This is a genomic window from Pseudomonas sp. SDO5591_S426, assembly GCF_054070755.1.
In genome coordinates, this window is sequence record NZ_JBSVXD010000174.1 from 1 (window position 1) to 12,197 (window position 12,197).

Annotated in this window: 12 protein-coding genes; 8 read left to right on the forward strand and 4 right to left on the reverse strand. The window is 62.2% G+C overall.

Going from position 1 to position 12,197, the window contains the following annotated elements; genetic code table 11:
* Positions 1–151: 151 nt before the first annotated feature.
* Genes ACW9JC_RS24410 through ACW9JC_RS24440 form a run of 7 tightly spaced genes read left to right on the forward strand, consistent with a single transcriptional unit; the run spans position 152 to position 7,345 of the window.
* Positions 152–1,057 carry an AMP-binding protein gene (locus ACW9JC_RS24410; protein ID WP_457458144.1) on the forward strand — a complete coding sequence of 302 codons (906 nt, stop codon included), beginning with the start codon at positions 152–154 and terminating at the stop codon, positions 1,055–1,057.
* On the forward strand, positions 1,054–1,830 hold the full coding sequence (locus ACW9JC_RS24415) for an ABC transporter ATP-binding protein (protein ID WP_448107291.1): 777 nt from the start codon (positions 1,054–1,056) through the stop codon (positions 1,828–1,830). Before ACW9JC_RS24410 ends, ACW9JC_RS24415 begins: the two co-directional genes overlap by 4 nt.
* On the forward strand, positions 1,830–2,711 hold the full coding sequence (locus tag ACW9JC_RS24420; RefSeq protein WP_457458147.1) for a branched-chain amino acid ABC transporter permease: 882 nt from the start codon (positions 1,830–1,832) through the stop codon (positions 2,709–2,711). The genes ACW9JC_RS24415 and ACW9JC_RS24420 overlap by 1 nt, the downstream gene beginning before the upstream one ends.
* A 4-nt stretch (positions 2,712–2,715) precedes the next feature.
* Positions 2,716–3,765: a branched-chain amino acid ABC transporter permease gene (locus ACW9JC_RS24425; RefSeq protein WP_457458149.1), complete on the forward strand. Its 1,050-nt coding sequence runs from the start codon at positions 2,716–2,718 to the stop codon at positions 3,763–3,765.
* Positions 3,766–3,791: 26 nt separating this feature from the next.
* A complete protein-coding gene (locus ACW9JC_RS24430) occupies positions 3,792–5,132 on the forward strand; it encodes an ABC transporter substrate-binding protein (RefSeq protein ID WP_457458151.1) in 1,341 nt (446 codons plus the stop codon).
* Positions 5,133–5,135: 3 nt separating this feature from the next.
* The gene (locus tag ACW9JC_RS24435; RefSeq protein ID WP_457458153.1) at positions 5,136–5,903 is read left to right on the forward strand and encodes an ABC transporter ATP-binding protein; all 768 of its coding nucleotides are present in this window, start codon (positions 5,136–5,138) and stop codon (positions 5,901–5,903) included.
* 14 nt (positions 5,904–5,917) lie between these two features.
* Positions 5,918–7,345 (forward strand): FAD/NAD(P)-binding protein, encoded by a 1,428-nt coding sequence (locus ACW9JC_RS24440; protein WP_457458155.1) that lies wholly within the window; start codon positions 5,918–5,920, stop codon positions 7,343–7,345.
* Positions 7,346–7,410: 65 nt separating this feature from the next.
* On the opposite strand, the gene ACW9JC_RS24445 is transcribed toward ACW9JC_RS24440, so the two are convergent.
* The 4 genes from ACW9JC_RS24445 to ACW9JC_RS24460 form a co-directional block, all read right to left on the reverse strand.
* Positions 7,411–7,635, reverse strand: coding sequence for a hypothetical protein (locus ACW9JC_RS24445; RefSeq protein ID WP_338586155.1), 225 nt, complete (start codon positions 7,633–7,635; stop codon positions 7,411–7,413).
* A 106-nt stretch (positions 7,636–7,741) separates the two neighbouring features.
* Positions 7,742–8,476, reverse strand: a complete 735-nt coding sequence (locus tag ACW9JC_RS24450; protein WP_457458157.1) for a substrate-binding periplasmic protein — start codon at positions 8,474–8,476, stop codon at positions 7,742–7,744.
* Between the two features lie 172 nt (positions 8,477–8,648).
* A complete protein-coding gene (locus tag ACW9JC_RS24455) occupies positions 8,649–9,026 on the reverse strand; it encodes a hypothetical protein (protein WP_416130284.1) in 378 nt (125 codons plus the stop codon).
* 170 nt (positions 9,027–9,196) lie between these two features.
* Positions 9,197–9,937 carry a response regulator gene (locus ACW9JC_RS24460; protein WP_338586158.1) on the reverse strand — a complete coding sequence of 247 codons (741 nt, stop codon included), beginning with the start codon at positions 9,935–9,937 and terminating at the stop codon, positions 9,197–9,199.
* Positions 9,938–10,119: 182 nt separating this feature from the next.
* Between ACW9JC_RS24460 and ACW9JC_RS24465 the strand changes: the two genes are divergently transcribed.
* Positions 10,120–12,117: a peptidase U32 family protein gene (locus ACW9JC_RS24465; RefSeq protein WP_457458160.1), complete on the forward strand. Its 1,998-nt coding sequence runs from the start codon at positions 10,120–10,122 to the stop codon at positions 12,115–12,117.
* The last annotated feature ends 80 nt before the right edge of the window (positions 12,118–12,197 follow it).

Genomic DNA, 12,197 nt, shown 5'->3' on the forward strand with positions numbered 1-12,197 from the left:
GAGGCCGGAACATTCAACATCCATGTCACCTGTCAGATCGCCATCGCGGGCAAGCCCGCTCCCACAGGGGACAGTGGTGTTTTAGAGATTGCGTTAACCCTTCAGCCCAGCGGACCACCGCACGCTTTTGCCCATGAACAGGAGGTCAACCATGAGCGTGCACGAACTCAAGCGTCCGCCGATTGCGGATACCACGGAGTGGCGGGTCAATGTGCCCCAGGCGCTGGAGCAATTGCGGCACTGGGCGCAGGTCCAGCCATTGCAACCGGCGTTGCGCCACAAGCGTCACGGACAATGGTTTGTCTGGCGCTGGATTGATGTATTGCGTGACGTCGAGCGTTTGGCCGATGGCTTGCGTCAGCAAGGATTCGATGAGGATTCGCGACTGGCCGTCAGCGGTGCGTTCGAGCCAAATCTATTGCTGCTGGCCTTGGCTGCACAACAGGTGGGCGGACAATTGCTGGCCGTTGACGACAACCTCGACGCCCCCGCGTTGCACAACGTGTTGTGGCGCAGCGCTCCGACCCATGCCTTTGTGCCGGGCCGGCAAGCGCAACAGCTCTGGCTCAATCAGGGCCAGTCACTGCTCGATTTTTCGGAGCTGCTCGGCCCGACGGAACCGCCGCAACGCCTGCGCCTCGGCCTCGTCGGCACGCAGTTGTGGAGCGAGGAGGGTACGCAGTGGCAGGACGGCTTGGGCGTGTTGTTCGAACAGTGGCTGACCAGCGGCCAAGCCCTGGCCTTCCCGGAGAGCCCCGGCAGCGCCAGTCGTGATCGGCGTGAAGTCGCGCCGTCGGGCCTGCTGCTTTCCACCGAACGCCTGCAAGTCCTGGCCAACGAAATCGACAGCCGTCTGGCCCCGCTTGGCACCTGGCGCCGACGCCTCTGCGACTGGGCCATCGCCCACCCGGAAAAAGCCCTGCAACGGCTGATCAAAAACCGCGTTCGCCGACTGCTGGGTTTCCACAACCTGCACTTCATCTGGCAAGCCACGCGCACAGCGCAAGCGCAACCCGCGCCGGTGTGGCTCGCTGAGTTCAAACGGGACATCGCATGACCTCGACCGATTCCATTCTGCAAGTCAGTGGTATTTCCCTGTCCTTCAAAGGCGTGAAAGCCATCAACGAACTGTCGTTCGACGTTCGACGGGGCGAGATCTGCGCGCTGATCGGTCCTAACGGCGCGGGCAAGAGTTCGTTGCTCAATGTGCTCAATGGCGTGTACCGCTTCGATGCCGGTTCGATTGTCTTCGAACAGCAGCCCTTCAAACGCATCGACCCGCTGACCGCCGCGCGCCGGGGCATTGGCCGCACGTTCCAGAACAACGCGCTGTTCAAGAAAATGAGCGTGATCGACAACCTGCTCACCGGCCTGTCGCGGCATCTGCGCAGCCACTTCATCGAGCAGGCACTCGGTTTGCCCCGGGCCCGGCGCGAGGCGGAAAGCTTCCGTCAGAAGGCACAAGGCGTTCTTGAATTCCTCGACCTGCAAGCCGAACGCGATGTGCCGGTGGGCAATCTGTCCTACGGCCTGCAAAAGCGCGTGGAGCTGGGCCGTGCCTTGATTGCCGGGCCGAGCCTGTTGCTGCTCGACGAGCCGATGGCCGGAATGAACGCCGAGGAAAAACAGGAAATGGCCCGCTTCATCGCCGACATCAACCGCGACCTCGGCACCACCGTGGTGTTGATCGAACATGACATGGGCGTGGTGATGGGCCTGTCCGACCATGTGGTGGTGCTCGATTACGGGCGCAAGGTCGGCGACGGTACGCCTGCCGAGGTGCAGGCCAATCCCGAGGTGATCGCGGCGTATCTGGGAGTGGTGCACTGATGACGTTCTTCTTCGAAACCCTGCTCGGCGGCCTGCTCGCCGGCACCATGTATTCGTTGGTCGCCATCGGCTTCGTGCTGATCTACAAGGCCAGCGGCGTGTTCAATTTCGCCCAGGGCGCGATGCTGCTGTTCGCCGCGCTGACCTTTGTCAGCCTGCATGATCAAGGCGTGCCGTTTGCCCTGGCGCTGTTGCTGACGGTGCTGGTGATGATCATCGGCGCGTTGCTGATCGAACGGCTGGTGTTGCGGCCCTTGGTCAATCGCTCGCAGATCACCCTGTTCATGGCCACCCTCGGGCTGTCATTCATTATCGAAGGCCTGGCTCAAGGGTTGATGGGCTCGCAAGTGCGGGCGCTGGACCTTGGCATCGACGATGTGCCGCTGTTCATCGGCGGGATGATGGTCAGCCAGTTCGACCTGATCGCTGCGGCGGCGGCCGTTGTGCTGGTGACGGTGCTGGCGCTGCTGTTCAACAAGACCCGCATCGGTATTTCTTTGCGGGCGGTGGCGGATGACACCACCGCCGCGCTGTCGATCGGCATCAACCTCAACCGCATCTGGCAGATCGTCTGGGCGGTGGCCGGTGTCGTCGGGTTAATGGCCGGGTTGCTCTGGGGCGCGCGGCAAGGGGTGCAGTTTTCCCTGTCGCTGGTGGTGCTCAAGGCGTTGCCGGTGTTGATCATCGGCGGCTTCACTTCGATTGGCGGGGCGATTGTCGGCGGGTTGATCGTCGGTGCTGCCGAGAACCTTGCCGAGGTTTACATCGGCCCGCTGATCGGCGGCGGCATCACGCCGTGGTTCGCCTATGTCCTGGCCTTGGCCTTCCTGTACATCCGTCCCGCCGGCCTGTTCGGCGAGCGCGCCATCGAGCGAGTCTGAGCCCATGTCGATTTCCCTTGTTCGCGAAACCGCGCCGGCGGTGTTGCTCCAGCGTCGCGTCCCGTTCGGCCTGTTGGGCCTGCTGCTGATCGCTTTTGTCGTCGTGCCGCTGACCGGCAACGACTATTGGCTGAACGCCATTTTGATTCCGTTCCTGGTGCTGTCCCTCGCCGGATTGGGCCTCAACCTGCTCACCGGCTACACCGGCCAGACGTCGGTGGGCGCGGCCGGGTTCATGGCGGTCGGTGCGTTCGCCACGTACGGCTTTTTGCTGCGCGTGCCGGAATTGGGCTTGCCGGTGGCGTTGCTCGGCGGTGGTTTGATCAGTGCGCTGGTGGGCTTCGTGTTCGGCCTGCCGAGCTCGCGGATCAAAGGCTTTTACCTGATGGTCACCACGCTGGCCGCGCAGTTCTTCCTTGAGTGGCTGTTCGTCAAGTTTCCCTGGTTCTACAACTACGGTTCGTCCGGGACCATTTCGGCGCCGAAACTGGCGCTGTTCGGTCATGACCTGAACACGCCGCTGGGCCGTTATCTGCTGACCCTGAGCACGGTGTTGCTGTTGACCTGGGTCGCGGTGAACCTGGTGAAAAGCCAGGTCGGGCGCAACTGGATGGCGATCCGCGACATGGACACCGCAGCCGCCGTCATCGGCATTCCAGTGGCACGCTACAAGCACCTGGCGTTTGCCGTCAGCTCGTTTTACCTCGGTATCGCCGGTGCCCTGTGGGCCTTCGCCTATCTGGGCACGGCCAGTGCCAGCAGCTTCGATATCAATCGGTCGTTCCAGATCCTGTTCATCATCATTATCGGTGGCATGGGCAGCATTGCCGGCAACTTCGTCGGCGCGGCGTTCATCAGCCTGCTGCCGATCCTGCTCAGCCACGCCGGGCAAGCCTTGCTCGGTGGCGCGGTGGACGCCGGGCAGTTGCAGAACCTGCAAAAAATCATCTTCGGCGTGCTGATCATCCTGTTCCTGATCAAGGAACCGGAAGGCTTGATCCGTCTGCTGGGCAACCTCCGTGAGCGGCTGAGCCACTGGCCGCTGCGCTTCTGAATCCTCCAACTGATTAGAGAGACAACATGCGTGCATCCTTGAAACGTTCGCTGCTCGGCGCCGCGTTGGCGCTGGCGGTTTTCGGCAGTGCAGTACCCATGGTCCAGGCCTCGCCGGACCAGCAGTTTTTCCCGTTGGCCACTTACCGGGTCGGCGCCTATGCCTCCAGCGGTGTGCAGGTGTGGGCGGGGATGATCGATTACCTGAACTACATCAACGAGGTGGAGGGCGGGATCAACGGCGTGAAACTGGTTTGGCAGGAATGTGAAACCGAGTGGACGGCGGAGAAGGGCATCGAGTGCTATGAGCGCTTCAAGAAGGGCCTGGATGGCGCGCCGGTCGCGGTCTATCAACCCAACGGCGCACCGGCAGCCTATGCCCTGAGTGAGCGCGCGGAAGTCGACAAGATCCCGCTGATAACCCTCGGTTACGGCCGCACCGAAGCCACCGACGGCACGGTGTTTCCGTACAACTTCCCGGTGATGCTGACCTTCTACAGCGAGGCCTCGAGCCTGATCAACTACATCGCTCAGCGCGAAGGTGGCTTCGACAAACTCAAGGGCAAGAAGATTGCCACGGTCTATCACGACTCGGCGTATGGCCGCGAAACCCTCGGTCCGCTGAAACTGTTGGCGGAGAAATACGGTTTCGAGAACATCCAGATTCCGGTGGCTGATCCGGGCAACGAGCAATCGGCGCAATGGCGGCAGATTCGCCAGGTCAACCCGGACTGGGTGTTCCTGCGCACCTGGGGCGTGTCGACGCCGGTGGCGGTGAAGACCGCTGCACGTTTCGGCTTCCCGGTGGACCACATCGTCGGCGACATCTGGGCCAGTTCCAGCGAAGACGTCTTGCCCGCCGGTGCCGCCGCCAAGGGCTATCTGGCGCTGACGCCATACCCGGCCGGCACCGATTTCGAGATTCACAAGCGCCTCAAGCAGTACATCCTCGACAAGGGCAAGAGTGACCTCAAGGATCTGAAGAATTTCGGCAGCGTCTACTACAACTCCGGGTTGGTGAACGCGGCGGTCGCGGTGGAAGCGATCCGCACCGCCCAGGGCAAATTCGGCAAGCGGCCGCTCAACGGCGAAGAAGGGCGCTGGGGTCTGGAGCACTTGAACATCGACGACGCGCGACTCAAGGACATGGGTTACTTCGGCCTGATGCAGAACCTCAAGTTGTCTTGCAAGGACCATGAGGGCGGCGGTTCGGCGCGGGTCCAGCAGTGGGACGGCGCCAACTGGACGCTGATCAGCGACTGGATCGCCGCTGACCGCGCACTACTGCGACCGTTGATCGATGAAAAGTCTGCCGCCTTCGCCAAGGAAAAAGGCCTGACCCCACGCACCTGCACCGCAGAGGAATAAGCCATGAGCCACGCCGTCAGCGACATTGCTGCCAATGATTTGTTGCAGGTCAACGACATCGAGGTGATCTACGACGGGGCGATTCTGGCCGTGGCCGGGGTGTCGCTGACGGTGCCCAAGGGCGGCATCGTCGCTTTGCTCGGCGCCAACGGTGCCGGTAAAAGCACCACGCTCAAGGCGATTTCCGGGCTGGTGCGCGCCGAGCGGGCCGAGGTCAGTCGCGGCAGCATCGAATTTCTGGGGCGTGATACCGCAGGCGTCGATCCGAGCCTGCGGGTGCGTCAGGGCATGGTGCATGTGCTGGAAGGCCGGCACGTGTTCGGGCAACTGACGGTGGAGGACAATCTGCGCAGCGGCGGCTTTGTTCGTGGCTTGAGCCGGCAGGACATGGCTCGCGATCTGGAGCGCATCTACGCCTGGTTTCCGCGCCTGAAAACCAAGCGCAAGACCCAGGCCGGCCTGACATCCGGTGGCGAGCAGCAAATGGTTGCCATCGGTCGGGCCTTGATGACGCGTCCGACTTTAGTCCTGCTGGACGAACCTTCCATGGGCCTGGCGCCTATCATCGTCCAGGAGATTTTCGAGATCGTCGCCCAGCTCAATCGCGAGGCGCAGGTGAGCTTCCTGATTGCCGAACAAAACATTAATGTGGCGCTCAAGTACGCCGCCACGGCTTATGTGCTCAATACCGGCCGAGTGGTGTTGTCCGGCAGCGCCGATGAGCTGCTGGCCCGGGGCGATCTGCATGGTTTCTATCTAGGCAAACATTGATCAGTGAGAACGGCATGAGTGAAACCCAAAGCGGACAGGCGACCGACGCCATCCGTCACGCGGACATCCTGATCGTCGGCGGCGGCCTCAGCGGCGCGATGCTGGCGGCGCAACTTCTGCGCCTGCCGGGCCGGCGCCACGTGCTGGTGATCGAACCGCGCGCCGAACTGGGTCGGGGCGAGGCCTATAGCGCCGTAGAGCTGGGGCATACGCTCAACGGCAACGCGGCGCGCATGAGCGTCGACCCGGACAACGCCGATGACCTGACCCAATGGCTGACCGAATACATTGCCGCCGGCGGCTGGCCGGAGTCGGATGAGCAGCATGTGCCGATCAGCGAACTGTTTCCGCCCAGGGGAATTTTTGGTTTGTATGTGCAACAGCGTCTGGCCGAGGCGCAGGCGGTGGGCGCGCTGCACGGTTCGACGGTCGAGCATGTGCGGGCCGAGGTGGTCGATTTGCAAAGCGATGCGCAATCGGTGCGGATGACCTTGAGCGATGGCCAGCGTTTGCAGGGCGAATTTGCCGTGCTGGCCACCGGGATGTTCCCCGCCGCGCGCACGCCGCAGACCGAATCCAGCGGCTTGAACGCAGCGGCACTTGATCCGTGGGATGTGGCCGCGATGCAGCAACTTGATCCGCAGTCGACGGTTTTGATCATCGGCTCGGGCCTGACCATGGTCGATGCCGTGGTCTCGCTGGAACAGGCCGGGCATCGCGGGCCGATCGAAGTGTTTTCCCGTCACGGCCTGCTACCCCATGTGCGGCGGCAACCGCCGGCCTGGGTGGATTTTCTCGCTGAAGACCACGGCATTCGCACGCCTCGTCAACTGGTACGCGAACTGCGCCGGCATTGTCGCGACGCCATTGCGCAGGGTATCGACTGGCAGGCGCCGCTGGACACGGTGCGGGCGCATATCGGTCGCTTGTGGAATCAGGCCAGCGATGTGCAGCGTCGGCAGTTTGTGCGGCATATTCGGCCATGGTGGGAGAGCCATCACCACCGCTCGCCACCGTTGAGCGCGGAATTGGTGGAACGTTTGCACGGGGAAGGGCGGTTGCGCATTCAGGCTGCGTCGTTCAAGGGGCTTGAGCCTTCGGTGAACGGCGAGGTCAGTATCCGCATTCGACGTCGCGGCGAGGCACAAACCACAGTCGTCACCGGCGCGGCGTTGATCAACTCCAGCGGCATCGAATACGACTGGCGCCGGGTGGCACGACCGCTGCCACAACAATTGCTGGCGCGTGGCCTGATCCGGCCGGGGCCGTTGGCGCTGGGTATCGCCGCCGAGGCGGACGGTGCGGTGCTGGATGCCGACGGTCGGGCCGCAAGCCATTTGTTCGCCATGGGACCGCCGTTGCGCGGGATGTGGTGGGAAAGTACGGCGGTGACGGATGTGGCCAGTCAGGCCAAGGCTTTGGCGGCGCGATTGGTACGCTGACCCCCGAATGCAAGAAACCCCGCTTTTGGCGGGGTTTCTTGTTTCAAGCAGCCCAAGGCCGTTGATCAATAACGCTGATATTTGGAACCGAACTCAGGGCGGTTTTCCGCGACGTAGAGTTTTTCTTTTTGGCTGTCCTGACGGTCGATGCCGACGGTGTTGACGTTCAGGGTTGCCGGTTGGCTGGATTTGGCAGCGGCAACGATTGGCGTAGTGGCGTGCGGTGCGGCGATGGCCGAAGTAGCGCCAAGGACCGAGAGGGCGAAACCGAGACTGATGATGCTTTTCATGATGTTGCTCCAGAGCGTGGTGAGAAGATGGGTCCACTGTAGTGCTGGAGCGCTTTGATGAAAAAACACCCTTGCGCATAGTCGTTATCGAGGATGGTGATGGTATTCAGCGAGGCGGGCTGTCGCTGAGCCAGCGTTGTTTGATCTGCTCCAGACGCCCGTCGCGGGTCATCTCGTCCAGCGCCTGTTGCCAGCGCGCTACCTGACGCGCATCGGTCTGCAGCGAGAAGGCGATGTAGCTGGCCTGCTGCATCAGCGGCATCTGGTAGTGCAACTGGCTGGGCGCCAACCCTTCTTCCCGGGCCATCGAGGCGATGGACAGGGTGTCGGCCACCACGAAGTCGGTTCGGCCCATGCGTGCCAGGCGCATCATCTGCTCGGACGAAGCGACGCCATACAGGTTGGTCAGGCCCTGCGTCTGCAAATAGCTGTAGACCAGCCATTTGCGCGGCACGACTATCCTCCCCAGGCTGCCGGCCTCGAGCAAACTGTGCACCGGTGGCCGGGTGCTGTCGGCGGAGTACAGCGCGGTTTCCACATCCAGCAACGGCCCGACCCACTGGTACTGGGCATCGCGTTCGGCGGTGCGCAATACGGTGAACACCCCGATGCCCGGTTCGGTGTTGGCCACGCGCAAGGCACGCAACAACGGCAGTTGCTGCAGGTCCACGTGGTCGCCGGTACGTTCGGCCAGCGCTTGCACCACATCCACGCCGAATCCCACCAGTTGGCCACCTTGCTCGAAATGCAGGGGCGGGTGGTTGTCGGTGAGCAGGGTCAGGTTGGCCGCGAGCGTATTCAGACTCAGGAAAAACAGCAGGCAACCGGCAAAGCGCTTCATGAATCGTCCTTGATGAAGTGAGGCGCCGATCTTAGTACGGGCATAGTGCCACTGTCCCGGACTATCTCCGGGGCTTTTGTGTCAGATGTGAGGATTGTGGGGAGTGGCTGAAGTTAAAATTGTGGGAGCGAGCTCGCTCCCACAGTGGGTTGTGTTGTAAGGGAGATCGCGATCAGTAGCGCTGATATTTCGAACCGAACTCGGCGCGGTTTTCGGCGACAATTACACCGCCGCGCACTGCGTTACTCGGGATCGAGGCAACTCGCTCACGCAGCTCCTGCAAACGATCGGCGCCACCTTCAGCGACACGATTCTGGATCAGTCGATCGGAACCGCCTTCAGCGACACGGTTCTCGATCAGGCGATCGGAGCCACCCTCGGCGACGCGATTTTGCTGCAAACGGTCCGAACCGCCTTCGGCCAGCAAGGCCTGGATCGGGCTTTGCGAGGCAACGCTCGCGGTGTTGGCCGATGCCAGGTTCGACAAGCCAAGACCACCCACCAGGGCGAGGCCGAGTGCCAGGGACGAAACTTTCGAGAAGTTGAACATGGGTAATTCTCCGTGCGCTTAAGTGTGAGTGGTCAGTAGCTGCTGCTATCTGGTGGTCACAGTTAAACGCCGGGGTGTATCGCTGATGTGTGCCTGAAACGCTCGAAATCGGCTTTTGCGTATCCGGCCGGGGTTTCTATACAAACAGATACAAAACCCCGGAAAAACCCTCAGGCCTGCGCGTCGAGCATTTCCACCGGGTAGGAGAACACATAGCCTTCGCTGCGCACGGTCTTGATGTAGGTCGCTTCCCGCGAGTCGTCCTTGAGCCGTTGACGCAGGCGGCTGACCAGCAAGTCGATGGAGCGGTCGAACAGATCGGCGTCGCGGCCCTGGGTCAGGTTGAGCAACTGGTCGCGGCTCAGTACCCGTTGCGGATGATCGAGAAACACCCGCAACAGTCGATATTCGGCGCCGCTGAGGGCTACCAGCGTGTCGTCTTCGTCCAGCAAGTGACGGGCGGTCGTGTCCAGGCGCCAGCGGCCGAAACCGAGCAGGCGGCCGGTTTCGGTGACCAGCAGGTTGGGCGGCAGCATCCGGGTGCGGCGCAGCACGGCGTTGATCCGCGCCAGCAGTTCGCGGGCGGCGAAGGGTTTGGTCAGGTAGTCGTCGGCGCCCATTTCCAGGCCGAGAATGCGGTCGGTTTCGTCGTTGCGTGCGGTGAGCATCAGGATCGGCGTGGCTTTGTGCTTGCCCGAGCGCAATTCGCGGCACAGCACCAGGCCGTCATCGCCGGGCAGCATGATGTCGAGCACGATCAGGTCGACCTGGTTGGTTTCCAGAAAATTGCGCATGTGCCGGCCGTCGGCGACCATGGTGGTGCGCAAGCCGTTCTTTTTCAGGTAGTTGCCCACCAGTTCGCGAATTTCGCGATCGTCATCGACGATCAGGATGTGATTGACGTGGTCCATGGCTCGATCCTTTTGTTATTCGCGTTTTGCACATTCTAGGGGCCGGCGAGGAATTTTGTTCGTTGGTTTTTGCCGAACCTGCCGGGCAACCGCGCTGCCACCCGGCAGCGTATGGGTGCCGGTCAGGCCATTCGCCGCTACAATGCGCACCTCGACCGTGACAGCCTGACTAAAAAAATATTATGTCCCTGCCCAAACATCACCTGGAATTGCTCAGCCCTGCCCGCGATGTCGCCATCGCCCGCGAGGCCATCCTGCATGGCGCCGACGCCGTGTACCTCGGCGGCCCGAGCTTCGGCGCCCGCCACAACGCCTGCAACGAAGTCAGCGATATCGCCCAATTGGTCGAGTTCGCCCATCGTTACCACGCGCGGGTGTTCACCACCATCAACACCATCCTGCACGACAACGAACTGGAGCCGGCGCGCAAGCTGATCCACGAACTGTACGACGCCGGTGTCGATGCGCTGATCGTCCAGGACCTGGGCGTAATGGAACTGGACATTCCACCGATCGAGCTGCACGCCAGCACCCAGACCGACATCCGCACCCTGGCGCGGGCCAAGTTCCTCGATCAGGCCGGTTTCTCGCAACTGGTACTGGCTCGCGAACTGAACCTGCAGGAAATCCGCGCCATCGCCGACGAGACCGACGCGGCGATCGAGTTCTTCATCCACGGCGCGCTGTGCGTGGCGTTCTCCGGCCAGTGCAACATTTCCCACGCGCAGACCGGGCGCAGTGCCAACCGGGGCGACTGCTCCCAGGCCTGCCGTTTGCCGTACACCCTCAAGGATGAAAAGGGCGGCGTGATCGCCTACGAAAAACACCTGCTGTCGATGAAGGACAACAACCAGAGCGCCAACATCCGCGCCCTGGTGGAAGCCGGCGTGCGCTCGTTCAAGATCGAAGGGCGCTACAAGGACATGGGCTATGTGAAGAACATCACGGCCTACTACCGCCAGCGCCTCGATGAGGTGCTCGAAGACCGTCCGGACCTGGCCCGTGCGTCCAGCGGCCGCACCGCGCATTTCTTCGTGCCCGACCCGGACAAGACCTTCCACCGTGGCAGCACCGACTATTTCGTCAGCGAACGCAAGATCGACATCGGTGCGTTCGATTCGCCGACGTTCACCGGCCTGCCGGTCGGCGTGGTGGAGAAAGTCGGCAAGCGCGACATGCTGGTGGTCACCCAAGAGCCGCTGTCCAACGGCGACGGCCTCAATGTGCTGGTCAAGCGCGACGTGGTGGGTTGGCGTACCAATATCGCCGAGCCTAAGGGTGAGTTCGAGGAGGACGGCGAGAAGCGTTATCGCTATCGCGTCGAACCCAACGAGATGCCGGAAGGGCTGCACAAACTGCGGCCCAACCATCCACTGAACCGCAACCTCGACCACAACTGGCAGCAGGCCTTGCAGAAGACCTCCGCCGAGCGTCGTATCGGTCTTTCCTGGATGGCCCGTTTGCGCGAAGAACGCCTGGAACTGACCGCCACCAGCGAGGAGGGCGTCATTGCCAGTGTCGCGCTGGAAGGTCCGTTTGGTCTGGCCAACAAGCCGGAGCAGGCGCTGGAGCAACTGCGCGACCTGCTCGGTCAACTGGGCACCACCGAATACCACGCCACCGACACCAGGCTGGATGCCCCGCAGGCGTACTTCATTCCCAACTCGCAGCTCAAGGCCTTGCGCCGCGAAGTGATTGAAGCGCTGACTGCGGCCCGCCTTCTTGCTCACCCACGGGGTGGCCGCAAGGCCGAGACCAATCCGCCACCGGTGTATCCGGAGTCGCACCTGTCGTTCCTGGCCAACGTCTACAACCAGAAGGCTCGTGACTTCTATCACCGTCACGGGGTCAAGCTGATCGACGCGGCGTACGAAGCCCACGAGGAACCGGGCGAAGTGCCGGTGATGATCACCAAGCATTGCCTGCGCTTCTCCTTCAACCTGTGCCCGAAACAGGCCAAGGGCGTTACCGGCGTGCGCACCAAGGTTGCGCCGATGCAATTGATCCACGGCGATGAAGTGCTGACGCTGAAGTTCGACTGCAAGCCTTGTGAAATGCACATCATCGGCAAGATGAAAGGCCACATCCTGGGCCTGCCGCAACCGGGCAGCGTGCAGCCGGTGGTCGGCTACATCAGCCCCGATGACCTGCTGAAAACCATTCCCCGCGCGCCGCACTGAGTGGCGTAAACCCTGTAGGAGCAAAGCTTGCTCGCGATGGCGTTGGCTCAGTCAACATCGATGCTGAATGTGCGACCGCC